Source organism: Pseudarthrobacter sp. PH31-O2 (assembly GCF_030063265.1).
Lineage (GTDB): Bacteria > Actinomycetota > Actinomycetes > Actinomycetales > Micrococcaceae > Arthrobacter.
The window spans coordinates 710,060-733,761 of record NZ_JASIST010000001.1; the positions used below are offsets into that span (position 1 = coordinate 710,060).

General features: G+C 66.4%; 22 protein-coding genes and 1 tRNA gene. 8 read left to right on the top strand and 15 right to left on the bottom strand.

Annotated elements, in window-relative coordinates; genetic code table 11:
• Positions 1-76: 76 nt before the first annotated feature.
• The 9 genes from pafA to QMG72_RS03255 all read right to left on the bottom strand — a co-directional run bounded on the left by pafA (position 77) and on the right by QMG72_RS03255 (position 10,061).
• Positions 77-1,441 (bottom strand): Pup--protein ligase, encoded by a 1,365-nt coding sequence (gene pafA / locus QMG72_RS03215; RefSeq protein WP_282359916.1) that lies wholly within the window; start codon positions 1,439-1,441, stop codon positions 77-79.
• 1 nt (position 1,442) lies between these two features.
• Entirely contained in the window at positions 1,443-2,150 is a 708-nt protein-coding gene (gene prcA, locus QMG72_RS03220) for a proteasome subunit alpha (protein ID WP_253032757.1), read from the bottom strand.
• A gap of 1 nt (position 2,151) precedes the next feature.
• A complete protein-coding gene (gene prcB / locus QMG72_RS03225) occupies positions 2,152-2,985 on the bottom strand; it encodes a proteasome subunit beta (protein WP_282359917.1) in 834 nt (277 codons plus the stop codon).
• Positions 2,986-3,054: 69 nt separating this feature from the next.
• The gene (locus QMG72_RS03230) at positions 3,055-3,258 is read right to left on the bottom strand and encodes a ubiquitin-like protein Pup (RefSeq protein WP_282359918.1); all 204 of its coding nucleotides are present in this window, start codon (positions 3,256-3,258) and stop codon (positions 3,055-3,057) included.
• A gap of 89 nt (positions 3,259-3,347) precedes the next feature.
• Positions 3,348-4,958 (bottom strand): depupylase/deamidase Dop, encoded by a 1,611-nt coding sequence (dop, locus tag QMG72_RS03235; protein WP_283479737.1) that lies wholly within the window; start codon positions 4,956-4,958, stop codon positions 3,348-3,350.
• A gap of 59 nt (positions 4,959-5,017) precedes the next feature.
• Complete coding sequence (gene arc / locus QMG72_RS03240; protein ID WP_396021308.1) at positions 5,018-6,703, bottom strand: proteasome ATPase; 1,686 nt, start codon at positions 6,701-6,703, stop codon at positions 5,018-5,020.
• 193 nt (positions 6,704-6,896) lie between these two features.
• The gene (locus QMG72_RS03245; RefSeq protein WP_282359920.1) at positions 6,897-7,997 is read right to left on the bottom strand and encodes a tRNA (adenine-N1)-methyltransferase; all 1,101 of its coding nucleotides are present in this window, start codon (positions 7,995-7,997) and stop codon (positions 6,897-6,899) included.
• A gap of 113 nt (positions 7,998-8,110) precedes the next feature.
• On the bottom strand, positions 8,111-9,319 hold the full coding sequence (locus tag QMG72_RS03250; RefSeq protein ID WP_282359921.1) for a site-2 protease family protein: 1,209 nt from the start codon (positions 9,317-9,319) through the stop codon (positions 8,111-8,113).
• Entirely contained in the window at positions 9,312-10,061 is a 750-nt protein-coding gene (locus QMG72_RS03255; protein ID WP_282359922.1) for an HAD family hydrolase, read from the bottom strand. The genes QMG72_RS03250 and QMG72_RS03255 overlap by 8 nt, the downstream gene beginning before the upstream one ends.
• Before the next feature lie 130 nt (positions 10,062-10,191).
• On the opposite strand from QMG72_RS03255, the gene QMG72_RS03260 reads away from it, so the two are divergent.
• Positions 10,192-11,097 (top strand): PAC2 family protein, encoded by a 906-nt coding sequence (locus tag QMG72_RS03260; protein WP_226775854.1) that lies wholly within the window; start codon positions 10,192-10,194, stop codon positions 11,095-11,097.
• Between the two features lie 20 nt (positions 11,098-11,117).
• Here the strand turns inward: QMG72_RS03260 and mshC are convergent, their stop codons facing one another.
• Both mshC and QMG72_RS03270 read right to left on the bottom strand, forming a co-directional pair.
• Positions 11,118-12,398, bottom strand: a complete 1,281-nt coding sequence (gene mshC, locus QMG72_RS03265) for a cysteine--1-D-myo-inosityl 2-amino-2-deoxy-alpha-D-glucopyranoside ligase (protein ID WP_226775855.1) — start codon at positions 12,396-12,398, stop codon at positions 11,118-11,120.
• A 15-nt stretch (positions 12,399-12,413) separates the two neighbouring features.
• Positions 12,414-13,247, bottom strand: a complete 834-nt coding sequence (locus tag QMG72_RS03270; protein WP_283479632.1) for an undecaprenyl-diphosphate phosphatase — start codon at positions 13,245-13,247, stop codon at positions 12,414-12,416.
• A gap of 52 nt (positions 13,248-13,299) precedes the next feature.
• Here QMG72_RS03270 and QMG72_RS03275 point away from each other — a divergent pair, with 52 nt between their 5' ends.
• Positions 13,300-14,235 carry an aldo/keto reductase gene (locus QMG72_RS03275; RefSeq protein ID WP_282359924.1) on the top strand — a complete coding sequence of 312 codons (936 nt, stop codon included), beginning with the start codon at positions 13,300-13,302 and terminating at the stop codon, positions 14,233-14,235.
• A gap of 30 nt (positions 14,236-14,265) precedes the next feature.
• On the opposite strand, the gene QMG72_RS03280 is transcribed toward QMG72_RS03275, so the two are convergent.
• Entirely contained in the window at positions 14,266-14,529 is a 264-nt protein-coding gene (locus QMG72_RS03280; RefSeq protein WP_226775858.1) for a hypothetical protein, read from the bottom strand.
• A gap of 39 nt (positions 14,530-14,568) precedes the next feature.
• Between QMG72_RS03280 and QMG72_RS03285 the strand changes: the two genes are divergently transcribed.
• The gene (locus tag QMG72_RS03285; RefSeq protein ID WP_283479634.1) at positions 14,569-14,802 is read left to right on the top strand and encodes a DUF5703 family protein; all 234 of its coding nucleotides are present in this window, start codon (positions 14,569-14,571) and stop codon (positions 14,800-14,802) included.
• A gap of 19 nt (positions 14,803-14,821) precedes the next feature.
• Here the strand turns inward: QMG72_RS03285 and QMG72_RS03290 are convergent, their stop codons facing one another.
• Together QMG72_RS03290 and QMG72_RS03295 are read right to left on the bottom strand one after the other, a co-directional pair.
• The gene (locus QMG72_RS03290; protein WP_226775860.1) at positions 14,822-15,988 is read right to left on the bottom strand and encodes an acyl-CoA dehydrogenase family protein; all 1,167 of its coding nucleotides are present in this window, start codon (positions 15,986-15,988) and stop codon (positions 14,822-14,824) included.
• A gap of 20 nt (positions 15,989-16,008) precedes the next feature.
• Positions 16,009-17,313, bottom strand: a complete 1,305-nt coding sequence (locus QMG72_RS03295) for a M20/M25/M40 family metallo-hydrolase (RefSeq protein WP_226775861.1) — start codon at positions 17,311-17,313, stop codon at positions 16,009-16,011.
• A 163-nt stretch (positions 17,314-17,476) separates the two neighbouring features.
• Between QMG72_RS03295 and QMG72_RS03300 the strand changes: the two genes are divergently transcribed.
• Positions 17,477-17,559 (top strand) — tRNA-Leu (locus QMG72_RS03300).
• A gap of 218 nt (positions 17,560-17,777) precedes the next feature.
• Here QMG72_RS03300 and malQ read toward each other — a convergent pair.
• A complete protein-coding gene (gene malQ, locus QMG72_RS03305; protein ID WP_226775862.1) occupies positions 17,778-20,012 on the bottom strand; it encodes a 4-alpha-glucanotransferase in 2,235 nt (744 codons plus the stop codon).
• Positions 20,013-20,146: 134 nt separating this feature from the next.
• On the opposite strand from malQ, the gene QMG72_RS03310 reads away from it, so the two are divergent.
• The 4 genes from QMG72_RS03310 to QMG72_RS03325 all read left to right on the top strand — a co-directional run bounded on the left by QMG72_RS03310 (position 20,147) and on the right by QMG72_RS03325 (position 23,639).
• Positions 20,147-20,533, top strand: a complete 387-nt coding sequence (locus tag QMG72_RS03310) for a TraR/DksA family transcriptional regulator (protein ID WP_253032769.1) — start codon at positions 20,147-20,149, stop codon at positions 20,531-20,533.
• Positions 20,530-21,330: a M50 family metallopeptidase gene (locus tag QMG72_RS03315; protein WP_283479635.1), complete on the top strand. Its 801-nt coding sequence runs from the start codon at positions 20,530-20,532 to the stop codon at positions 21,328-21,330. Before QMG72_RS03310 ends, QMG72_RS03315 begins: the two co-directional genes overlap by 4 nt.
• Positions 21,327-22,391, top strand: coding sequence for a glutathione S-transferase family protein (locus tag QMG72_RS03320; protein WP_283479637.1), 1,065 nt, complete (start codon positions 21,327-21,329; stop codon positions 22,389-22,391). The genes QMG72_RS03315 and QMG72_RS03320 overlap by 4 nt, the downstream gene beginning before the upstream one ends.
• 117 nt (positions 22,392-22,508) lie before the next feature.
• On the top strand, positions 22,509-23,639 hold the full coding sequence (locus QMG72_RS03325) for an FUSC family protein (RefSeq protein ID WP_226775866.1): 1,131 nt from the start codon (positions 22,509-22,511) through the stop codon (positions 23,637-23,639).
• The last annotated feature ends 63 nt before the right edge of the window (positions 23,640-23,702 follow it).

Sequence of the window (23,702 nt, forward strand, 5' to 3'; positions counted from 1 at the left end):
GCCGGGCACAGGCCAGCGGCAAAGCAAGCGGTGGCCGCGAGCGGCACTCGTCCAGAATAACGCGGAAAGCTGGGTATCAGCCCATAGAGTCCAGCAAGGCATCGACCCGTTCGTCCACACTGCGGAACGGATCTTTGCACAAAAGTGTCTGATGGGCGCGGTCGTTGAGCTTCAAATGCACCCAATCGACGGTGTAGTCGCGGCCCAGTTCCTGCGCCCGCCGGACGAAGTCCCCGCGGAGCTTGGCGCGGGTGGTCTGCGGCGGAGCGTCCACAGCATCCTTCACTGCGGTGTCATCGACCACGCGGCGGACGGCACCGCGGGCCTGGAGGAGGTAGTAGAGCCCGCGCGTGCGGGAGATGTCGTGGTAGGTCAAGTCAAGCTGCGCGATCCGGGGCGCGTCGAGGCCCAGATTGTGACGTGCGCGGTAGCTGTCCATCAGCTTCTTTTTGATCGCCCAGTCCACTTCGGTGTCGATTGTGCTGGTGTCGCCGCTTTCGATCGCATCAAGGGTGCGTTCCCAGAGATCCAGGATCAGCGGAACGTGGGCGTTGTGGGCCCCTTGCTCGGCGACGAACGCCGTGACCTTTGCCAGGTATTCGCGCTGGATCTCGAGCGCGGTGAGCTGCCGGCCGTTGGCGAGCCGGACGAGTGCGCGGCCGCTGAGGTCGTGGGAGATCTCCCGGATGCTGCGGATCGGGTTTTCCATCCGCATATCGCGCATGATCACGCCCGCTTCGATCATCCGCAGGATCAGGTCAACGGTTCCGACCTTCAGCAGGGCTGTGGTCTCGGACATGTTGGAGTCGCCCACAATCACGTGCAGCCGGCGGTAGAATTCGGCGTCTGCATGCGGTTCGTCGCGGGTGTTGATGATCGGGCGGGACCTGGTGGTGGCGGAGGAGACACCCTCCCAGATGTGGTCGGCGCGCTGCGAGAACGCGTAGGTCGCCCCGTGCGGGGTCTTGAGGATCTTGCCGGCGCCTGCGATCAGCTGCCGGGTCACAAGGAACGGAATCAGGATTTCGGCCAGCCGGGAGAACTCCCCCCGCCGCGGAATGAGGTAGTTCTCATGGCTGCCGTAGGAATTTCCGGCCGAATCGGTGTTGTTCTTGAACAGGTACACCGTGCCGTTGAAGCCCTCGGCCGCGAGCCGCTGCTGCGCCTCGTCGACGAGGTCGTCCAGGATCAGTTCCCCGGCCCGGTCATGTGCTATTAGCTGGGCGAGGTCGTCGCATTCCGCTGTGGCATACTCCGGGTGCGAACCGACGTCGAGGTACAGCCTGGAGCCGTTGGTCAGGAACACATTGGAGGACCGTCCCCAGCTGACAACCTTGCGGAAGAGGTAGCGGGCTACCTCTTCCGGCGCCAACGGACGGGACTCCGGACTTGAATAGGAAATTCCAAATTCGGTCTCAATGCCGAAAATACGCTTGTCCATCTCAGTTCTCCTCCACCAGCACTGCCGTGATGTCTGCGTCGTCCAGCCTGCGGAAGGCGCGGCGGGTACCGCGGCCGCTCTCCGAACCCCGGTCCAGTACCGCCACCTCAACGGCCGAGGCCGGCAGCGTGTTGGCCTCCTTGTCCGCGACGAGGCCCGCCAGTGCCAGCCTGATGGCCGCGGCGAAGTCGAGTTCGCCCTGCCAGCCGGCCGCCACCTCTTCGGAGACCTTGTCGGCCTGGCCGCCCATCACGATAAAACCCTTCTCGTCCGCGATGGAACCGTCGAATGTCAGCCGGTAGAGGTGGTCTTCGTCCGGGGAAGTGCCGACCTCGGCGACGGCCAGTTCGACTTCAAAGGGCTTTTGTTCGGCCGTAAACACTGCGCCCAGGCTTTGGGCGTAGACACTCGCGAGGCCCCGGGCTGTGACGTCCTCCCGGTCGTAGGAGTAGCCGCGCACATCCGCGTAGCGCACCCCGGCCTGGCGGAGGCTTTCGAATTCGTTGTATTTCCCCACGGCCGCAAAGGCGATCTTGTCGTAAATCTCACCGATTTTGTGCAGCGACGGGGACGGGTTTTCGGCCACCAGGGCGATCCCGTCACGGCAGCTGATGACCACCACGGAACGCCCCCGTGCGATGCCTTTCCGCGCGAAATCCGCGCGGTCCTTCATCAGCTGCTCGGGCGATACGTAGAACTGCTGGGTCATCTCAAGCCTCCCGCCGGGCTGCGGTCCGGGACTCTATAACGGTGCCGGCCGCTGCCGCGAGCTGACGCTCCGGAACCCGGAAGGCACCTGAGCGGTTGACGATGTAGACCACGGGCCAGAGCTGCCGGACCGGATCGGGTCCGCCGGTGGCGGAATCGTCGTCGGCGGCGTCGTAGAGGGCCTCGACGGCGACGGCCACGGCTTCCGGCTCCGTGAGGTTGGGGCGCCAGAGCTTCTTCAGCGAGCCGCGCGCGAACACCGAGCCCGAGCCGACGGTGTGGTGTTCCTGCTCCTCATAACGTCCGCCGGTGACGTCGTAGGAGAAGAGCCGGCCCAAGCCCGCCGGGCGGTCGAATCCCGCAAACAGCGGCACAACGGCGAGGCCCTGCATCGCCATCGGAAGATTGCTGCGGATCATCGCCCCAAGCCGGTTGGCTTTGCCGTCCAGGCTCAGCAGCGTCCCCTCGATCTTTTCGTAGTGTTCAAGTTCGACCTGGAAAAGCCGGGTTATGTCAAGGGCGATTCCCGCGGTTCCGGCGATGCCAAGCACGGAATACTGGTCGGCCGGGAACACTTTTTCGATGTTCCGGCTGGCGATGACGTTGCCCATGGTGGCGCGGCGGTCCCCCGCCATCAATACGCCGCCCGCATATGTCAGCGCCACAATCGTTGTCCCGTGCGGCGCTTGCAGCGGCGCGGCAGGCAGCCCGGCCGGCAGTTGTTGGCCGGAGCCTTGCAGGCCGAACGGCAACAAATCGGGGCGTTGGCGTTGAAGGTGTTCAGCGAAGGAGGACGTGGCGTTGGCGGCTACCTGGTTGGCGGTGGTTTCCTGCACTGGTGCACTCCCTCAACGTAGTGAATCAACGGCTTCCGGTCCGGAGCCCTGAGCCCGGTGCCAGCCGCGCTATTGGCCGCCCTTTTGGACAAAAGCGCGGACAAACTCCTCGGCGTTGGATTCCAAAACGCCGTCGATCTCATCAAGCAGGTCGTCGACGCCCTGGGTTGCGGCCGAGGCCTGGCCCTCCGCGGGGGCCGGCGGGGCGGCCGGAACGTCTTCGTCGACTTCCGCGTCCCGCGACTGCGGCTGCTGCTGCTCCTGGCCTGCCATGATTTTCTCCTTTTGTCCGTCCCTCCTTCGCAAGGGACTTCCTGTAAGCCATAGTGCCACGCCCGGCGGCGCTGCGGGGTCCTTTGTCCCTAGGAACCGGGTGGGAGCCCGAGGAGTTCGGCGAGGAACGGTCCGGCTTCCCGGTGCCGGGCGAACAGAGGCCCGGTGAGGGCCTCTGTTCCGCGCAGCGGTTCCCGGGTGGGGACCCGCTGCAGCCTGCCGCGGCCGGGCACATCGAAGATCACCGAGTCCCAGCTGGCACCGACCACGCCGGTCCCGAAACGGCTGATGCAGCGGCCCCTGAAGTACGCCCGGGTATCCGACGGCGGTTCCGTGACCGCGCGCTGGATCGCGCCGTCGTCGACCATCCGCCGCATTCGGTCCCGGGCCAGCAGCCGGTAGTAGAGTCCCTTCTCGGGCCGGATATCTGCCCATTGCAGGTCCACCAGGCCCAGCCGGGCGTGGCCCCAATCCAGTCCGTCGCGGTCCCGGTAGCCCTCCAGCAGCGAGAGCTTCGCAAGCCATTCCACCGAGGAGGCGGCGGCGGCGCGGTCGCTGCCCAGCTCGGAAAGCGTCGCCGACCAGCGTTCCAGCACCCCGTGTGTGTGGCCGTCACCGTCCACGGAATCGGCGACGCCGGTGTCCTGGGCATGTTTTGCGGCCGCCTCGAAGTAGATCCACTGCAGGTCCAGGGCGGTGATCCGCCGCCCGTCGAGCAGCCGCAGGGTGGCCGTGAGCGAGGTGTCATGGCTGACAGCCTGCAGCGCGGCGACCGGCTCGTGGACTTCAATGCGGGGGGCAAGCCCGGCCTCGATCAGGCTGAGCACCAGCGCGGTGGTGCCGAATTTCAGGTAATTGGACGCCTGGCTGAGGTTGGCGTCGCCAATGATAACGTGCAGGCGCCGGTACTTGTCCGCCGTCGCGTGGGGTTCATCCCGGGTGTTGATGATGGGCCGGCGGATGGTGGTTTCCAGGCCGACCTCCGTTTCGAAAAAATCTGCACGCTGGCTGACCTGGTAACCCGGGAGGGAGCCGTCCTGCTTGATACCAACCCGGCCGGCGCCGCAAAGAACCTGCCTGGTGACGAAGAACGGGGTCAGCCCCCGGACAATGTCGCCGAAGGGCACACTGCGCGGCATCAGGTAATTTTCGTGGGACCCATAGGAGACCGATTTGTTGTCCGTGTTGTTCTTGTACAGATTCAGCGGGGGCAGGTCGGGGTCGGCAGCGAGCCGCCGCACCGCCGCCAGCGCAACGAGGTCTCCAGCGGCGTCCCAGGCGACGACGTCCAGCGGGCTGGTCACTTCCGGGCTGGAGTATTCGGGGTGGGCGTGGTCGACGTAGAGACGGGCACCGTTGCCGAGCACCATGTTCATCAGCAAGGTGCCGGACTCGTCCTCGCCGTCGGCTTCCAGCTCCTGCCGTCCGTAGGCGAGGGCAACGGCTTCGGCGTCGAGCACGGGCGGCTGATCGGTCAGCTGGTCCGGTTCGGCCCGGCTTCGTTCCAGCGTCCAGCCGCGGGCATCGCGCAGCGGTTCCTCGTCGGAGTAGTCCCAGCGCGTTTCGGCCCCGCCGGCGGCGCGCTGCCGTGTCACCTGGGCATACGCCTGGATCACCCGGGCCGACATCATCGTGGCGTTCGCCCCCGGCGCGGACGGTGCGTGGATGCCGTATTCGGTCTCAGAGCCCATCACCCGCATGGCACCGCCGACGGGAAGCCCGCCGGGACCGCCGGCGGGCTTCCCCGGCACAGCGGATGTCACAGGTACTGGCCAGTGCTCGGCATTGTTTCGATGGACTTGCCGGGTTCCTGGCCGGCCTTGCCCTGGACAATGGTGCGGATATACGTGATGCGCTCGCCCTTTTTACCCGAGATGCGCGCCCAGTCATCGGGGTTTGTGGTGTTGGGCATGTCCTCATGCTCACGGAATTCGTCAATGACGGCACGCAGCAGGTGGTCGATGCGGATGCCCCTTTGGCCCACCGTCAGCAGGTCCTTGATGGCGTACTTTTTGGCCCGGTCCACCACGTTCTGCACCACGGCGCCGGAGTTGAAGTCCTTGAAGTAGAGCATTTCGGTGTCGCCGTTCGCATAGGTGACCTCGAGGTATTCGTTGGACTTGTCGGTCGAGTACATGGCCTCGACCGTGCGCTGGACCATGGCGTCCACGGTGGCCTGGATGTCCCCGCTGTATTCGGCCAGGTCCGACTCGTGGAAGGGCAGGTCGGCGGTGATGTACTTGTTGAAGATGTCCGCGGCGGCCTCGGCATCGGGGCGGTTGATCTTGACCTTGACGTCCAACCGGCCCGGGCGCAGGATCGCGGGGTCGATCATGTCTTCGCGGTTGGATGCGCCGATGACGATTACATTGTCGAGGCGTTCGACTCCGTCGATCTCGCTGAGCAGCTGCGGGACAATTGTGGTTTCGACGTCGGAGGAGATGCCGGTGCCGCGGGTCCGGAACAGCGAGTCCATTTCGTCGAAGAACACCACCACGGGGCTGCCTTCCGATGCCTTTTCACGGGCCCGGGCAAAGATCAGCCGGATGTGGCGTTCGGTCTCGCCGACGTACTTGTCCAGCAGTTCCGGGCCCTTGATGTTCAGGAAGTAGCTTTTCATGTCCGTTTTGCCGGTGCGTTCGGCCGCCCGGGCGGCCAGGGAGTTGGCTACCGCCTTGGCGATGAGCGTCTTGCCGCAGCCGGGCGGGCCGTAGAGCAGGATCCCTTTGGGCGCCTTGAGGCCGTGTTCGCGGTACAGGTCCGGGTGCAGGAACGGCAGTTCCACGGCGTCGCGGATCTGTTCGATCTGCGGCCCCAGGCCGCCGATGTCCTGGTAGGTGATGTCCGGTACTTCCTCGAGGACCAGGTTCTCGACCTCCGAGCGCGGGATCTTCTCGAGGGCGTAGCCGGTACGGGAATCGATCGAGAGTGCGTCGCCGACGCGGAGTTTCTGCGCGAGCAGGGCGCCCGAGAGCCGGATGACCCGTTCCTCGTCGGCCCGGCCAACTACCAGCGCCCGGTCCGGTCCCAGCAGTTCCTTCAGCGTGACCAGGTCGCCGGCCCGTTCGTATCCCAGCCCGGCGACCACCAGCAGTGCCTCGTTAAGCAGGACTTCCTGGCCGGCCGCCAACTGGTTTATGTTCACCAGCGGACTGATCCCCACACGCATCTTCCGGCCCGCGTTGAAGATGTCCACGGATTCCTCGGTGGCGGCCTGGCCGCCGTTCCCGGCGGCAGGTTGGCGCTTTGGATTCAGCTGCAGCACCGTGCCGAAGCTGTACGGCGGCTGGCCCTCCTGGTCGAGGGCATTCTTCAACCGCATGATTTCCGCTTTTGCGGTCTCCAGCATCGAGACCAGTTTGGAGTTGTTTTGCGTCGCAGCGCCAAGCTGGCGGTCAATCTGCCGGAGCTTGTCCCGGAGGATATTGAGCTGGCGCTCGGCCATCGACAGTTCGCCAATCGGGGGGCCAGCACCGTCAGTGGTATGCGCTTGTTCCCCGGCTGCCGCCGCGTCCTGCGCCGGCGTCCGGCCCGGATCGGTGTTCGGAGTCTCCATGGTGCATCAGCCCCTTCGTACGCTTCTCCTTAGACACTAGTCCCAAGAAGACCGGTGACGCGGGAGAGTTCCGAAATGCGGACTACTTCGTGATCTCCGGATCGTCCTTGACGTTGGTTCCGGCGATGGCGTCCCGGGCCGCCCGGCGCAGCTTCTTGTCCGACACGGCGCGCTCCCCTACGGCACCGGGCGTCCAGGCATTTACATCCTCTTCGTTGAAGCCGGTCTTCGACGGACGGCGCTTCAGGGAGATGCCCGTGACGCCGTCCGCGAGCCGCCGGGTGACGAGCAGGAAGCCGGTGTGCGCGACCATCCTGTGGTCCGGACGCACGGCGAGACCCTCGAGGTGCCAGCCGCGGACCATGGATTCCCAGGCGTCGGGTTCGGTGAAGCGGCCGTCGGCGCGGATGGCCTCCGCGGTCCGGGACAGCTGCGTGACGGTGGCGACGTAGTTGATCCACACGCCGCCCGGTGCCAGGACAGTGGCTACGGCGTCAAGGCATTCCCACGGGGCCAGCATGTCCAGGACCACCCGGTCCACCGAACCGGGCTCCTCGGTGCGGACCACTTCCTCCTGGAAATCGCCAATGCTGATCTGCCAGGCCGGGTGCGGGCCGCCGAAGATCGTCTCGACGTTGCCGCGGGCGATGTCGGCGAATTCCTCCCGGCGCTCAAAAGAGTGCAGGTAGCCGTTGTCGCCCACCGCACGAAGCAGCGAGATGGACAACGCGCCGGAGCCGACGCCTGCCTCGACCACGCGGGCGCCCGGGAAGATGTCCGCCATGGTGACAATCTGGCCGGCGTCTTTGGGGTAGACGACGGCCGCGCCGCGCGGCATGGACAGGACAAAGTCCGAGAGCAGGGGCCGCAGCGTCTGGTACTGCTGGCCAACGTTGTTGACTACGACGGATCCATCCGGCATGCCGATGATCTCGTCATGGTTCAGGAAGCCGCGGTGGGTGTGGAAAGCACCGCCGGCTTCAAGGCTGATTGTGTTCATCCGGCCGCGTTCGTCGGTGAGCTGGACACGCTCACCCTCCCGGAAGGGTCCGCGTCGGCGCGCTGACCCGACGGGGGCGGCGGCCATTCGTGCGGTCTCCGTTGCCGGTGCGCTGCTGACGGCAGCGCCGTCGGCCGTTCCGGCGTCGTCTGGGCTGATGCTGGCGGCGGTGTCGCTGCTCATGAAGATGTTCCTCGCTCCTGGAAAGCTGTGTGGACGCCGATGGTGCCGGAGGTCCGGCCCCGGGTGCCCGGGGCCGTGGCCCGGGCACGGAAATACACGACCGGCAGGTAACTCTACCGGCTTTGGCCGAACATCCGCTTGCCGGGCCCCGGACGCCGGCCCTTGAGGGCTGCCAGCACAACTGATTGTCGGAGCAGTCCGGTGACGGTGCCGTCGCGGTCCACCACGGCGTACTCCACGCCGTCGAGCTGGGCCAGGTACTGGAGCAGTTCCTGCCCCTTTGACCAAGCGGGCACGTACGCGCCGGGTCCAAGGGCGTAGGACACGGCGGTGAGGGCGGTGGTGGCAGCCGCGCCGGCAGGAACGGTGGCCACTGCCGCGCCGTCGACCACTCCCGCCGGACGCCCGTCCGGACCGTAAAGGACAATAGCCGGAACTGCCCCGGTGGCCGGATTCGGGGCCAGCGCCAGCAGCTCGGCCACGGTGGCCGACTCCGGGAAGCCGAGCGCGGGTTCGGCCAGCGCCCCGGCTTCCACCAGGGGTAGCCGGCCCCGCAGCCGTGCCTGCACAATCGAGGCGCCGGCGCCCATCCAGAGGAAGCTGCCAACGAGGGCTGTGATGAGCATCAGTGAAACATCCGGCCGGCCGCCGCTGAGCAATGGCAGCGCCACAAACCACAGCACGAGGGCGATCACAATGATCCTGCCGCCCCAGCCCGCCGCCACGGTGCCCTTCTCCTGGCTGCCCGTCAGTTTCCACACGGCGGACTCCACCAGCCGGCCGCCGTCCAGCGGCAACCCGGGCAGAACGTTGAAGAGGCCGATCAGCAGGTTGGCCCAGACGAAGATGTTGGCCAGGATGCCCGCGACTCCGCGCAGGTCGGCGCCGGTCAGCAGGAGCCAGCCCGCTGCGGCCAGGACAAAGTTCGCCGCAGGACCTGCCATCGCCACAAGGACCGACCGGCCGGGCGAAGCCGTGAAGCTTTCGAACTGGGTGTGCCCGCCCCAGAGGTTCAAGACGATCTTTTCGCTGGGCCAGCCGAAGATCCTGGCAGTGAGTGCGTGCGCGAGTTCGTGCACCAGGACTGAAATCAGCAGCAGGACAGCGTAGGCGAAGGCGACAAGGTACGCGCCGATGCCCAGCAAGGGGTTGTTCGCCTGCAGCACCGGGCCGTAGGCGATCACGGTGAAGGCGGCAATGATGAACCACGAATAGGCGAGGATTACCGGCACACCAAAGATACGCCCCAGCGCGATTCCTTCTTTGCGGCCTTGTTTCCGGGGATTCTGCCCATTGCGTCCGCGGGTTTCGGTGTCAGTCATGGTCAGGCACCTTCGCAGCGTCGGGTTCCAGTTCGAGGGGCGCACCCGGGAACTCGTGCCGCAGCGCCACGAGTTCTTCGAGGTCGGCCACCGTACGGCCCGCCAGGGTGTCCCAGCTGGCGTGGCGGGGGTCCGGCGGCAGGGGCACAATGTGCGCAATGGCGACCGTCAGGACTCCGGAGGCGACGGCGGCCGCCACTCCCGGTTCCGAGTCCTCGAGTGCGATGCAGTGGTGCAGGGCCAGCGAGGGGTCCTGCTCCTGGAGCAGTTCGACAGCCTTGAGATAGGCCTCGGGATGCGGCTTGCCCTGTGTGACGGTGTCACCGGTTACCAGGAAATCGAAGTATGGCTTGGGAAGGCTCGCCACGATCTCGCGTGCCAGCGGGGCCTCGGACATGGTCACGAGGGCACAGCGGATGCCCGCGGTGTGGAGCTCGTCCAGGAGCTCCCGGGCCCCGGGCCGCCAGGGCACGAGGGTACGGACCCGGCTGATGACATGGGCCGTGAGGATGTTGATAATCTCACGGCGTTCCAGCGCGACGCCGGCGTCCTGCAGGATGCCCGCGGAGAAGTCCAGGGACTGGCCTACCAGCTGCATCGCCTGCGGATGGGACCACTGCCCGCCGTGCGCCTCGACCAGGGCATGCTCGGCCTCAATCCAGTACGGTTCAGTGTCGACGATGGTGCCATCCATATCCCAGAGCGCGGCTTTGAGGAGGGGCTGGGAAACTGTGGATTGCATACTTTCCAGTCTACGGTGCGGGCCTGTGCGGGGCCCGAGAGTACGCCTGTGGCGAATATCCACCGCGGGACGGCGATTCCCGGCGCTTCATTCCATGCGGCGGCCGGGTCCTTGGACGTAGGGTGAAGAGATGAACAGCTTTGAGGTAGACCCCACGGAAACGGGCAGCGTGCCCGAGCCGGAACGGCTGCTGCAGCCCGTTCCCGAGGGCAGGCGCATCACCGTAATGCTCGCCGCCTTCGAAGGCTGGAACGACGCCGGTGAGGCCGCGAGTGATGCCTTGCGCTACCTGAACAAGCTCTGGGGCGGCAAAAAAGTCGGATCGGTCGACGCCGACGAATACTACGACTTCCAGTTCACCCGGCCCACCATCCGCCGCACGGCGACCGGGGAGCGGAAGATCAAGTGGCCCTCAACCCGGATCTTCAAGGCGAGTGCTCCCGGGTCCAACGTGGACGTAATTTTTGTCCAGGGCACGGAGCCGTCCTACAAATGGCGCGCCTACACCGCCGAACTGTTGGTCCACGCCGAAGCTCTCAACGCCGACTACGTGATCCTCGTCGGCGCGCTGCTCGCCGACGTGCCGCACAGCAGGCCGATTCCGGTAAGCACGTCCACCGATGACCCCGCGCTGCGGGAGCGGATGGACCTTGAAGCATCGCAGTACGAGGGTCCCGTGGGAATCGTCGGGGTCCTCGCTGAAGTAGCACTGCTCGCCGGACTGCCCACGGTCTCGCTCTGGGCCGCGGTCCCGCACTACGTGGCCCAGGCGCCGTCGCCGAAGGCCCAGCTCGCCCTGCTGCACCGGATCGAAGAGTTGCTGCAGGTTCCGCTGGACACCCAGGACCTCGTTGAGGAGTCCGACGCCTGGGAACGCGGCGTGGATGAGCTGGCCACCGAGGACCCCGAAATAGCTGCCTATGTGCGCCAGCTGGAGGAGGCAAAGGACACTGCTGACCTCCCGGAGGCCAGCGGCGAGTCGATCGCCCGGGAATTTGAGCGTTACCTCAAGCGCCGCGGCAAGGACAAGCCATAGCGCAAGGCCGGGTTCGGGCCCTAGAGTTCGACGCCCAGCAGCGCATTGATGGCGTCGCTGACCAGGGCGCCCTCCGCCGGGGATCCCGGCCGGCCGGCTGCAAGGGCGGACGTCGCCCAGTCGTCCACGGCCGCGACCGCCCCGGGAGCGTTCAAATCGTTCGAGAGTTCGGCCCGCAGGCGGGACAGCAGCCCGGCACCTGAGCCCTCCGGCGCGGCGTCGGCCGCAGCCCGCCAGGTGCGGAGCCTGTCCTTGGCAGCGGCGAACCCGGCCCCGGTCCAGGACCAGTCACTGCGGTAGTGGTGGGCCAGAATGGCCAGCCGGATGGCGGCCGGCTCCTCGCCGGCGGCGCGGAGTTTCGAAACCAGGACCAAGTTTCCCTTGGACTTGCTCATTTTCTCGCCGTCCAGCCCGACCATCCCGGCGTGCGCAAAGTGCTGCGCCAGCGGGACGCCGGAGAGGGAGTGTGCGTGCCCGGCACTCATTTCGTGGTGCGGGAAGACCAGGTCCGAGCCGCCGCCCTGCACCGTAAAGGGCGCCGGCAGGTACTCGTGCGCGATGACTGTACATTCGATGTGCCATCCGGGCCGGCCCTCCCCCAGTTCCCCGCCGGGCCAGCTGGGTTCGCCAGCCCGCGCAACCCGCCAGAGCAGCGGGTCCAGGGCCTGATGCTTGCCGACGCGCCCGGGGTCCCCGCCGCGTTCGGCGAAGAGTCCCAGCATTTCGGCGTCGGAGAGTCCGGAGAGCGCGCCGAGGGTCCAGGCATCGGTGGCCTCGGCGGCGTGCTTGCTGGCGGCTTCGACGTCGTAATAGACATCACCGTCAGGCTCGCCGGCTGTGCCGGGGACCCGGTAGGCGAGACCCCGGTGCAGCAGCCGCTCAATGGCCGGCACAATCAGCGGGACAGATTCAACGGCGCCCACATAGCGGTCCGGTGCCAGTACATTGAGGGCCTCCATGTCGGTCTGGAAGAGCTCGATTTGGCTGGCGGCAAGCTCCCGCCAGTCCACGCCGGTCGCCGTAGCGCGCTCCAGCAGGGGGTCGTCGACGTCGGTGACGTTCTGCACGTAGGCGACCTGCTGGCCGCCGTCCCGCCACGCTCGGTTGAGCAGGTCGAACGCGACGTAGCTGGCGGCGTGGCCCATGTGGGTGGCGTCGTAGGGGGTGATTCCGCAGACGTACATCGATTGTTCACCCGCTGCCCCAAGGGTGACGACGCTGCCCTGGGCAGTGTCGAAGAGGCGGAGGGCAGGCATGTTGCCCGGCAGGTGGGGGACGGGGCGGGAGATCCAAGACTTCACAGTCCCAGCCTAGTGCTAGGCGCTGATGACGTTAAAACCGAGCAGCACGTACAGGGCCAGGCCCAGGCCGATCCGGTACCAGACGAAAAGACGATAGCTGTGGGTGGATACATATTTCAGGAACCAGCCGATGATGATGTACCCCACCACAAACGCCACGGCGGTGGCGAGGGCCGTTTCCGGGAGACCGTACGGGCCGCTGATGCCGTCCTTGGAGACCACCTTGTAGAGCTGGTACAAGCCGCTGCCAAAGACGGCAGGGATCGCCAGCAAAAACGAATAGCGGGCTGCCGCCTCGCGGGTGTAGCCCATTAGCAGCCCGGCTGTGATCGTTCCGCCGGAGCGCGAGACCCCGGGGATCAGGGCCATGGCCTGGGCCAGGCCGTAGAGGATGCCGTGTTTGTAGCTGAGCCGGGTCAAGTCGCGCTGCTGGCGTCCGACGGCGTCGGCGACTGCGAGGATCATGCCGAAAACAATCAGTGTGGTGGCAACGATCCAGAGGCTGCGGAGCACGGATTCGATTTGGTCCTGGAACAGCAGCCCGAGGACGATGATCGGCAGGCTGCCGAGGATCACCAGCCACCCCATCCTGGCGTCAGGGTGCTGCCGGGACACCCTGCCGGTCAGGGATCCGGCCCATGCCCTCACGATCCGCACAATGTCGCGGCGGAAATACACAATGACAGCGGTCTCCGTGCCGAGCTGGGTGATGGCGGTAAACGCGGCACCGGGATCGGCCGCCGTGGGCAGGAACGAGCCAACGATCCGCAGATGGGCGCTAGAGGAAATCGGAAGGAATTCAGTCAGACCCTGTACAAGGCCCAGAAAGGCCGCTTCAAACCAGTTCACGTTTATAGACCCTACGTTATGAAGCCGTCCTAATCCCCGTAAGCTTGCTGACATGCAGCAGCGTTATGTCGGCAACAGTGGGTTGCGCGTGTCCTCCCTTTCCCTCGGCACCATGTCCTGGTCCCGGGAAACAGATGAGCAGGATGCCTCGGCCCTGCTCCGCACTTTTCTGGACGGAGGCGGGACCTTGCTGGACACTGCAGCGTCCTACGGCGAAGGCCGGGCCGAGGCGATGCTGGGCGGCATGCTGGGCGACGTCGTGGCGCGCTCGGAGGTAGTCATTTCCACAAAAGCCGGGCTGTCGACGGCGGATGGCCGGCGCAGCGTGGACACCTCGAGGAACGGAATGCTTGCCGGCCTGGATGCGAGCCTTGCGCGGCTGGGGACCGACTACGTGGACCTCTGGTTCGCTCAGGCCTGGGATCCGAACGTCCCGTTGGAGGAGACCTTGTCCGCACTTGAATTCGCGGTGCGCTCGGGCCGTGCCCGCTATGCAGGCGTCTCGAACTTCAACGGCTGGCAGACGGCAAAGGCGGCAGCGGTGGCTGGTTTCCCGCTGGTCGCCAACCAGTCCGAATACTCCCTCCTGTGCCGCTCCCCCGAAGCCGAACTTATACCGGCCGTCGAGGACGCCGGATTGGGCCTGATGGCTTGGGGCGCGATGGGACGGGGGGTGTTGAGCGGGAAGTACCGCGGCCAGATTCCCGCGGATTCTCGGGCCGCCCAGGAGCGGTTGGCAGGATATGTCGAGCCGTACCTTGAAGGTTCGGCATCCAGCGTGGTGGAGGCTGTTGCAATGGCGGCGAAGGGCCTGGGCCGGACAGCCATGGACGTCGCCCTGAGCTGGCTGTTGTCCCAGCACGGTGTGGCAACGGCGGTCGTGGGACCGCGGACCCCGGTCCAGCTCAAGGAGATCCTGGATGCGACACTGGCGCCCCTCCCGCCGCAGATCGCGCAGGCCCTCGAAGATGTGTCCCGCCCCGTTTAGGCGGCGACCCCAGCCGGCTTCACCGCCGGATCAGTTCTGGAGGATTTCGAGGTCTTCTTCTTCGTCGGTCTCGTCCTCGTCCTCAGCACCGCCGTCGTCCATAACCTCAAGCCCGGTCACTTCGCCGTACGCTTCATAGAGGGCATCGTCGTAGACTTCAAAAGCATCGGCAAGGGTGAAAAACGCCGCCTCGACTGCTGGGTCCCCGGGCCGCCGCTGGGATGACGCCGCGGCAAGGTGTTCTTCCAGCGCAGCCGTGAGGGCTCCAAGCGCGACACGCGGATCGATGCTCATGACTTCACGTTAGCCGGAAATGGACGAAAATGGAGAGCAATGAAAGAACATTTTCTCAACAGCTCAGTCCGGCGGGAACGGGGCTACGCCAAGCAGTACGAGTACCTCGTGGTGACGGTCAGTCCTGACGATTCCCTGCCCGAGGCGCACCGCCGTCTGGTCGAACATTCCGAGTACGGAAAATGGGAGCTGGAACGCAGTGTGCTGTATCTGGGCGGCGGCCGCCGCTTCTGGCTCCGCCGCCGGGTGACGCAGGTCCAGCGAACCGTTTAGGGCGCCTCCAGCGGACCACCTAGGCGTCGGGGTCCAGCGGACCCAGCCATGCGCTGGCTACGGTGTTGTGTGCCGATTCGTCGTCCGAGGGATGGAACATGCCCGCAAGTACGTCACGGTACAGCCGTTCCAGTTCGGAACCGCGAAAGTAGCTCGATCCCCCGGAGACCCTGATGGCCAGGTCCACGACGGTACGGGCCGTCTCGGTCGCACTGACTTTCAGACCGACCAGTTTCGGGAACCACTGGCCGCCGTGATCGGCAAGCGAGTCGACGTCCGTCGCGACGCTGGCCAGCTGCGGGTATAGCGCGTCCATCGCCATCGCTGCGTCGGCCACCTTCCAGCGGATGTCAGGGTCCTGGGCGTAGCTTCGCCCGCCGTTTTTGAACGACGTCCGTCGCTTAACGGCCTGGACGCCCAGGGACAGGGCGCGTTCGCCGATGCCGGTGTACACCGCGGCAAGGAGCGTCTCGAAGCACGCGAAGATGGCGAAGATCAGCGGATCGGCGTTCGGGCCTACCGGCAACTTCCGGAAGATCCGCTCCGGGGGCACCACGGCGTCCGCCAGGACCGTTGTGTTCGATTGGCTGGCCCGCATGCCCAGCGTGTCCCAGTCGGGCAGGATTTCGTAGCCCGGGGTCTCCCTGGTGATAAAACCGTGGACCAGTTGCCCCGCGCCGTCCGCGGCGGCGGAGTCCTTTCCAAAGATCCCGAGCCGGGTCCACACCGGTGAGAGGCTGGTGAAGATCTTTCGGCCGGTGAAGGCGTAGCCGCCGCCGGCCTGCGGAACAGCTGTGGTGCGCGAATCAAAGAGCACCGAGTCGTTGCCGGGCTCCGAGTTTCCGAACGCGAAGATCTCCCCCTGGCCGGCTTCCTTCAGGACATAGTCCAGCGACGAATCACCGCGGGCCGCCAAAACATGCGCGACGCCGGTCCACACCAGGTGCATGTTGATTGCCAGTGCGGTGGCCGGCGCGGCCGTCGCCAGCCGGCGCTGGAGCGCGGCTGCCGCCGCGAGCCCGAGTCCGAAGCCGCCGTCGGACTCGGGCACGAATATCTTCAGGTAGCCGGCCGCGGCCAGGTCCGCCAGGTCCTCGTGGAAAAAGGCGTTGTCCCGGTCGTAGCCGGCGGCGCGGCCGCGGATCCGGTCCAGCAGGGCGTCGGACAGCACGTCTTCGGGGCGCATGCGCGGTGCCTTTCGGGTGTCTAGTAGTTGGTGAGCAGGGTGTCCAGCACCCGCGAGCCGAACTTCAGGGACTCGGTGGGGACTCGTTCGTCCACGCCGTGGAACATTCCGGTGAAGTCCAGTTCGTCCGGGAGCTGGAGCGGGGCGAAGCCGTAGCCGGTGATGCCGAGCCGGCTTAGGGACTTGTTGTCCGTGCCGCCGGAGAGGGTGTACGGCAAAACCTTCGCGCCCGGGTCCTCCGAGTGCAGCGCATCAATCATGGCATCCACGAGGTTGCCGGCGAACGGAACTTCGAGGGAGACATCGTTGTGGACGTAGCTGACGTCGACGCCCTTGCCTGCGAGTTCGCGGACGATTTCAAGGACCTGCTGCTCCTGCCCGGGCAGGGTGCGGCAGTCGATGAGGGCCTCCGCCGATTCGGGGATCACATTGTGCTTGTAACCGCCTTTAAGCAGGGTGGGGTTGGTGGTGTTCTGCAGCGTGGCACCGACAAAGCGGGCCACGGTACCAAGTTCCTTGAGGATCTTGTCCGGATCGTCTGGATCGAATTCGACGCCCGTGAGTTCCGTCACGCCGTCCAGGAACTGCCGGGTTGTGGGAGTCAGCTCCAGCGGCCACCGGTACTCCCCGATCCGGGACACCGCGCTGGCCAGCCGGGTGACGGCGTTGTCCGTGTTGATCTGGGAACCGTGTCCAGCCCGGCCATGGGCGACAAGCCGGAGCCAGGAAATTCCCTTTTCCGCGGTCTGCAGCAGGTAGGTGCGCTGGCCGCCGATGGTGGCGGAGAAGCCGCCCACCTCGGAGATGGCCTCGGTGGCCCCGTCAAAGAGTTCGGGCCTCTTCTCAATCGCATAGCGGGCGCCGTAAGTGCCGCCGGCTTCCTCGTCAGCGAAGAACGCGAAGATCAGGTCGCGTTTCGGTTTGCGGCCGGTGCGGGCAAAATTCCGCAGGACTGAGAGGATCATGGCGTCCATGTCCTTCATATCCACGGCACCGCGGCCCCAGATCATGCCGTCCTTGAGTTCGGCGCCGAAGGGATCCACCGACCACTGGTCACGCAGGGCCGGGACGACATCCAAATGCCCGTGCACCACGAGGGCGCCGGCGGACGGGTCCTCCCCGGCCAGCCTCGTCACCACGCTGGCCCGGCCGGGAGCGGATTCGAAAATCTCGGCGTCGAGTCCCACTTCGGTCATCAGGCCCGCGGTGTATTCGGCGGCTGCCCGTTCGCCCGGGCCGGAGCCGTCTCCGTAGTTGGACGTGTCGATCCGGATCAGTTCCTGGCAGATCCTGACGACTTCGTCCTCGGGCCTGATTTCAGTCATGGTCGCTCCTCCTGGCGTCGGGTGGTTGTGCTCACTTCAGCCTACCCACCTGCGCCCCGGGGCCCCGATTATTTGTTTCCGGAAACTTCATGCTAGAGTCTTTCTCGCTGCTTCGGAGAAAACCGAAACGCTGAAAGGCGAAAAGGTTCACCGAACACCACCTGCGCGGGTGGCGGAATGGCAGACGCGCTAGCTTGAGGTGCTAGTCCTCGAAAGGGGGTGGGGGTTCAAGTCCCCCTCCGCGCACAACAGGAAAAGGCCCTGGAATCCGTATGGATTCCGGGGCCTTTTTTGGCTTTCAGGACTGGGTGCTTGGTACGGCCACGAGCCACGTGCCCTTCCCACCATCCCGGCCAAGGTCCGGACGGGCCGGTCGGATCTGCGTGGTGCAACTGGGCACATCCGGTTCGCATCTGGGAGCCCGCCTAAGCTATCCGGTACCTGGTCGGCGGGCGCGGCCGGAATCAGGGCCACTGCCCGCCAGCGCTGGCGGTCTCCTCTGGCCCCGAGGGTCTGCCCCGAAGCCCGGCAGGCTCCCCCAAGGCAGCGCGCACGACGGTGAGCAGCGAACGGAAACGGGGGTCTTCCGGCAGCGTGTCCAGCAGCACGGGTCCCCGGGGTCCGGCCAGCGGGATGCGCCAGTTGGGATACTGCGTGCTGGTTCCTGGCTGGTTCTGCGTGCGGGTTTCGCCCACCGCATCAACCAGGGCGACGCCCAGGAGCGACGATGGTGCCAGCGCGGTGAACGCGTACAGCGCCTCGACCGTGCCCTGCACGTCCGGATGCCCCGGCACTTGTGGGCGGCTTTGCTCGGGCAGGAGTCCACGGTCCCGGAGCAGGCTGAGCACCGCAGCCTGCTCTGCGGCGGCCGCGGCCAGTTCCTCATCCACCGGACGCTGCAGCAGCCCCAGGGATTCGCGGAGGGTGACGTGCTCGCCGGCCAGGAAGCCTGCTGTCGGTGGCAGGTCGTGGGTGTTGACGCTGGTCAGGCACTGCTGCCGGTACCGTTCCGGCGGGATGGGGCCCTCGGCGTTGTGCTCGAACCAGAGAATTGAGGTGCCGAAGATCCCGCGTTCGGCCAGGTAGTCCCGGACCCACGGCTCATACACCCCCAGGTCCTCGCCGATCACTATCGCGCCGGCCCGCTGCGCCTCCAGGGCGAGGATGCCGATCAGTGCCTCGTGGTCGTAGTAGACATAGGTGCCGTGTTCGGGACCGGCACCGGCCGGGATCCACCACAGCCGGAAAAGGCCCAGGATGTGGTCCACCCGGATCCCGCCGGCATGGCGCAGCACTGTCCGGAGCATGTCCCGGTACGCGGCATAGCCTGTCTCCGCGAGCCGCCCCGGGTGCCAGGGGGGTTGGGTCCAGTTTTGTCCCTGCTGGTTGAACATGTCCGGCGGCGCGCCGACTGTGACATCGCTGGCGAGTACCCCGGCCAGCGACCAGTTGTCCGAGCCGCCTTGCTTCACCCCGACCGCAAGATCATGGATGACCCCGATTTCCATACCGGCGCGCCGGGCCGAGCGTTGGGCTGCTTCGAGCTGCTGGTCGCAGAGCCACTGCAGCCAGCGGTGGAATTCGATCCGGCCGGCGAGCAGTGTGCGTTGCTCCTTGCAGTAGGCGGTGTCGGGCGCGGCTGCCTCGGCAGTCCACTGCGGTGCCTCCGGGGGCAGTTTCTCGGCCAGGGCGCACCAAAGCGCGAAGTCGTCGAGTCCTTGGCCCTGCCCTGCACAGAAATCCTGAAAAGCCACTGCGCGGGCCGGGCCCCGCGGGACGCCGAACACCAGTTCAAGGGCCGCCAGTTTTCCGGCGAAACTGGAGTTCCGGTCAAGCAGTCCGGTCGCCTGATTGGCGGTGTGCTGCTGACCGGCCAGGTTCTCCACTTCTGCCCGGCCTGCGGAGTCGAGGTAGCCGTACTCGGGGACCTCCTCCACCCGGAGGTAGAGCGGGTTGAAGAAGCGGCGGGTGGTCGGCAGGTATGGCGAGTCTTCGACCGGGGGGCGGGGTTCGGCGGCATGCAAGGGGTTGACCAGCAGGAAGCCTGCACCCTGTTGCCCGGTGATCGCGGCGAGGTCCGCGAGGTCCGCGAAGTCGCCGATGCCCCAGGACCGGGAGGACCGGACCGAATACAGCTGGGCGGTCAGTCCCCAGTTCCGCCGCCCGGCGAGCGCCTCGGTGGTGCTCAGCGTCAGCGGCGTGACGATGAGCGGACAGTGCGCCGCGGTGCCTTCGTTGTCTGCCAGCAGGGTGTGCCAGCCGAGGGGCACCCCGTCCGGAATCACGAAGGTCGCACGGCCGGTGAGGACGCCGTCGACGTCGACGGGGCCATCCCAATTTTCTTGTTGAGTCGTTTTGTACCTGCTTCCGTCCTCGGCGACAATCCACACCCGGACGGCGGTCCCATGGGGTACATGGACATCAATGGCGAGCGGCTGACCTGCACGGGCCACGGCGACCGCTGGCAACAGTCGCCGCCACGGTGCCAGTTGAGCCTCAGCCAGTGAGCGTTCCAGCTCCGCGGGGTCCCCGGCCGGCACACCCAGGGCGCCCAGGACGCTGCGCAGGGTCTCGTCTGCAACGGACCGTTCAACGCCGTCCCAGCCCCGGTAGGAGGTTCCGACACGATGGGCCGCTGCAAGTTCCCTGAGCAGTTCGGCTGTGCCGGTCGAGCTGTTGTGGTGCGTTCGGTCCGCCATGTGGCAACTGTAGACGCTTGCCGTCCGCCCCGTCCCGTCCCGAGGGAAGCAAGTTCTGCCCGGCGGTTCCGGCTAGCTATGCTGGCCCGCCGGCTTTAGGTGCAGGGCTCACCTCCAAGCTAGCGTTGCGTCCTATGATCGACGTCGAACGATTCCGGGTGCTTCTTCAGGAGGAGCGCCGCCGGAAACTTGCCCTCCTCCCCGCACTCAGCAAGGACATCAGCTCGGTCAATGCCGCCCGTCAGGACTCCAACGTCGACGACGAGCACGATCCGGAAGGTGCCACGATCGCGTTTGAGCTCTCGCAGGCGTCGGCCCTGCTGGAACAGAGCCGGCAGGGGCTCGCGCACATTGAAGCGGCCCTGGAACGGATTGAGGCAGGCACGTACGGCGTCTGTGCGGTGTGTGGTGAACAGATCGCAGAGGCCCGGCTGGAGGCCAGGGCGTGGACTCCGTTCTGCATCCGCCACAGTGCAGGTCCTGCGGGCCGGGCCGGAAGAACAGGACAACCGAAGCCATGACCAACGCCGCCGAGACCTGGTGGAGCCGGATCCTGGCAGGGTTCACCCACTCCCCCCTGCCCCACGTCACCGGCATTGAACTGGCGCTGGTGGTCCTGCTCGCTGTTGCGCTGTCCCTGCCACGGGTGACCTGGCGGTATTTCGGCTTGCTGGCCACCGTGACCCACGAACTCGGCCATGCTTTCGCTGCGCTGATGACCGGCCAGCGGCTCGGTGGAATCCGGCTGAGCCTGGACCACTCGGGCACCACCACCACCTACAGCCGCCGCCCGCTGGCAGCCGTCTGGTCGACGTTCTGGGGCTACCCGGTGCCGGCCGTCGTCGGTGCAGCCATGGTCTGGTGCGGTTTCAACGGCTGGGGTCCGGCGGCGATGTCGGTAGGAACCCTTGTGCTGCTGGCCTCATTCCTGTTCATCCGCAACGGGGTCGGACTGCTCATCACCGCGGCCGCTGTCCTTGCCGCCGTGCTGCTGGTGCTCTTCGTCCCGCCCGAATTCAACGGACACGTGGTGATCGTGCTCGGCCTGGCGCTGCTGGTCGCCGCCGTCCGCGACCTTGGGAAGCTGGCCAATGTGCACCTGCGGCACCGGGACCGGCTCGCATCCTCGGACGCGTACCTGCTGGCCCGGGCCACGCGTGTTCCTGCGGGGCTGTGGATCGTGCTCTTCGCCGCCGTCGTCGGGGCCGCCTGGTGGGTGGCCTGGCAGCCGATGTTACAGGTGTTCGACGTGCTGGTCGGGGCCATGCTGCCGGGCTCGGCCGGCTTCCCGGACTTGGGGCATAGGCTGGGACCATGAATATGAAGCATACTGATGACCCGGCATTCAGCACTAAGGGTGCCTACGTCACCGGCGGCGGGGAGTTCACCCGCGACACCAACTACATCGAGGACCGGATTACCCGCGACGGCGCCCCGGGCCTGAAGGGGGAGCCAGGCTGGCCGGTGGAACCCGGACGGTACCGGCTGATAGCGGCCCGAGCGTGCCCCTGGGCCAACCGTACCGTGATCGTGCGCCGGCTCCTGGGCCTTGAGGATGTCATCTCCCTCGGCCAGCCCGGACCAACCCATGACGCGCGCTCGTGGACTTTTGACCTTGACCCCGGCGGCAAGGATCCGGTCCTGGGCATGGAACGGATCCAGGAGGCGTACTTTCGCCGGTTTCCGGAGTACCCCCGGGGCATCACCGTCCCGGCGATTATCGACGTCGGCAGCGGCGAGGTGGTCACAAACGACTTCCCGCAAATCACCCTGGACTTCTCCACCGAGTGGGCCGGTTACCACCGCCCCGGTGCCCCCGAGCTGTACCCGCAGGCCCTCCGCGGCGAAATCGACGCGGTCAACAGGCGGGTCTTCACCGAGGTCAATAACGGCGTCTACCGCTGTGGCTTCGCCGGCTCCCAGCGGGCCTATGATGCTGCATACGACCGGCTCTGGACGGCGCTGGACTGGCTGGAGGAACGCTTGACGGGCCAGCGGTACCTCGTTGGAGACACCATCACCCAGGCCGACGTCCGGCTCTTCACAACACTGGCGCGGTTCGATGCCGTCTACCACGGGCATTTCAAGTGCAACCGGCAAAAACTCAGCGAGATGCCGGCGCTCTGGGGATATGCAAGGGACTTGTTCCAGACCCCCGGCTTTGGCGACACCACCGACTTCGTGCAGATCAAGCAGCACTACTACATCGTCCATGAGGACATCAACCCCACCGGGATCGTGCCGATGGGCCCCGCGCTGGGCAACTGGCTGAGCGCACACGGCCGCGAAGCCCTCGGCGGCCGGCCCTTCGGGGATGGAACACCTCCGGGCCCGGTCCGGGCAGGGGAAGAAGTGGCCCCCGGCCACGGGGCCGGCTGAGGGCGCGGGCTGCTGACGGGAGAGCAACGCTCCCGACAGCACCAGGGGTGAGCTGCTTGGCCGGCTCAGCGTTCTTCCAGTTGTAGCAGCAATACCACCGCCCTAGGGTGGGTTCTGATGACAACTACAGAAGAGGCCACCCAGGCCGGGCGCCCCTCGCTGTTCCGGCGGTCTTGGGGGGTAGTGGCCAGCAACGCTTCCGTTGTGCTGCTGTGGCCCCGATTGCAGCTGGCGGTAAAAGCCGGACTCGCCGCGGGCATTGCGTTCGCCATAGCTCCCCTGATGCCGGGCTCGGCCGCCAATTACCCCTATTACGCGCCGCTGGGAGCCCTGGTGGTGATGTATGAAAACGTTGCGGGCTCCATGCGGCAAGGTGTGCAGACGCTGGTGGGGCTTGCCATCGGCATTGGCTTGGCCTTTGTGCTGTTCCTGCGCGGCAGTCCCACGCCGCTGACAGTCGCTTTGGTGATGGCCCTCGGCGTTGTTTTGGCGGGGCTGCCGAAGCTCGGCGCTGGCCGGGACTGGATTCCGACGGCCGCGCTGCTTGTCCTGCTGGTCGGCGGCCACGACCCGGACCAGTTCTCCTTCGGGTATCTCCTCCAGATGGGAGCCGGGGTCAGCGTGGGCATCCTGGTGAACCTGCTGGTCTTCCCGCCGCTGCACTTCCGCGCCGCTGAGCTTAGTATTGCCGAACTCCGGCTGGCACTCGCCAGTCAGCTCAGCGACATGGCAAAGGCATTAAAGGAGAGTTGGCCGCCGGAGCACAAAGAGTGGTCCCGGCAGTCCGACACCCTTGAAGCGTCCGTCCGCTCCGTTCGGCTGGCCGTGGAGAAGGCCGATGCAAGCCGGCGCGCCAACCCGAGGCGCAGGCTCCATCCGCGGGATATCGAGCGGGACTACCGCAACCTGAGGGACCTGGAGCGGGTGACCTTCCACGTCCAGGACGTGACGCAGGTGCTCTCGGATGTCATTTGGGCCACGGACACGCCCTTTGTGGTGCCGGATGAATACGCAGCACCACTCGCCGACGCCATGTTTGCGGTCGGCGACGTGCTGCGCGCACTCCAGGAGGAGGAACCGGAACGCCAGTCGGAACTAAGTGAAGAAGCCGACGCCGCCGTCAAGTCCCTGACGGCGCGCCTCGGCGCCGAGGACGTGCAAACTGAGGGCCCCAGTGCCGTCGAATCGATCCTTTTGAGCCTGCACCGGATGCTGCGTGTGGCGAGGGCTTTCGCGAACCAGGCATAGCGTCCGGCATTCGCATCCCGCACGGCCGCCTTCGCCCCGGACCGGGGCGAAGGCGGCCGTCGC

What these genes read in the sequence shown, in the direction of transcription:
- pafA (WP_282359916.1), bottom strand. Translation starts at nt 1,441, where the DNA reads ATGGACAAGCGTATTTTCGGCATTGAGACCGAATTTGGAATTTCCTAT.
- prcA (WP_253032757.1), bottom strand. Translation starts at nt 2,150, where the DNA reads ATGACCCAGCAGTTCTACGTATCGCCCGAGCAGCTGATGAAGGACCGC.
- QMG72_RS03230 (WP_282359918.1), bottom strand. Translation starts at nt 3,258, where the DNA reads ATGGCAGGCCAGGAGCAGCAGCAGCCGCAGTCGCGGGACGCGGAAGTC.
- dop (WP_283479737.1), bottom strand. Translation starts at nt 4,958, where the DNA reads ATGCGGGTGATGGGCTCTGAGACCGAATACGGCATCCACGCACCGTCC.
- arc (WP_396021308.1), bottom strand. Translation starts at nt 6,703, where the DNA reads ATGGCCGAGCGCCAGCTCAATATCCTCCGGGACAAGCTCCGGCAGATT.
- QMG72_RS03245 (WP_282359920.1), bottom strand. Translation starts at nt 7,997, where the DNA reads ATGAGCAGCGACACCGCCGCCAGCATCAGCCCAGACGACGCCGGAACG.
- QMG72_RS03250 (WP_282359921.1), bottom strand. Translation starts at nt 9,319, where the DNA reads ATGACTGACACCGAAACCCGCGGACGCAATGGGCAGAATCCCCGGAAA.
- QMG72_RS03255 (WP_282359922.1), bottom strand. Translation starts at nt 10,061, where the DNA reads ATGCAATCCACAGTTTCCCAGCCCCTCCTCAAAGCCGCGCTCTGGGAT.
- QMG72_RS03260 (WP_226775854.1), top strand. Translation starts at nt 10,192, where the DNA reads ATGAACAGCTTTGAGGTAGACCCCACGGAAACGGGCAGCGTGCCCGAG.
- QMG72_RS03275 (WP_282359924.1), top strand. Translation starts at nt 13,300, where the DNA reads ATGCAGCAGCGTTATGTCGGCAACAGTGGGTTGCGCGTGTCCTCCCTT.
- QMG72_RS03280 (WP_226775858.1), bottom strand. Translation starts at nt 14,529, where the DNA reads ATGAGCATCGATCCGCGTGTCGCGCTTGGAGCCCTCACGGCTGCGCTG.
- QMG72_RS03285 (WP_283479634.1), top strand. Translation starts at nt 14,569, where the DNA reads ATGAAAGAACATTTTCTCAACAGCTCAGTCCGGCGGGAACGGGGCTAC.
- QMG72_RS03290 (WP_226775860.1), bottom strand. Translation starts at nt 15,988, where the DNA reads ATGCGCCCCGAAGACGTGCTGTCCGACGCCCTGCTGGACCGGATCCGC.
- QMG72_RS03295 (WP_226775861.1), bottom strand. Translation starts at nt 17,313, where the DNA reads ATGACTGAAATCAGGCCCGAGGACGAAGTCGTCAGGATCTGCCAGGAA.
- malQ (WP_226775862.1), bottom strand. Translation starts at nt 20,012, where the DNA reads ATGGCGGACCGAACGCACCACAACAGCTCGACCGGCACAGCCGAACTG.
- QMG72_RS03310 (WP_253032769.1), top strand. Translation starts at nt 20,147, where the DNA reads ATGATCGACGTCGAACGATTCCGGGTGCTTCTTCAGGAGGAGCGCCGC.
- QMG72_RS03315 (WP_283479635.1), top strand. Translation starts at nt 20,530, where the DNA reads ATGACCAACGCCGCCGAGACCTGGTGGAGCCGGATCCTGGCAGGGTTC.
- QMG72_RS03320 (WP_283479637.1), top strand. Translation starts at nt 21,327, where the DNA reads ATGAATATGAAGCATACTGATGACCCGGCATTCAGCACTAAGGGTGCC.
- QMG72_RS03325 (WP_226775866.1), top strand. Translation starts at nt 22,509, where the DNA reads ATGACAACTACAGAAGAGGCCACCCAGGCCGGGCGCCCCTCGCTGTTC.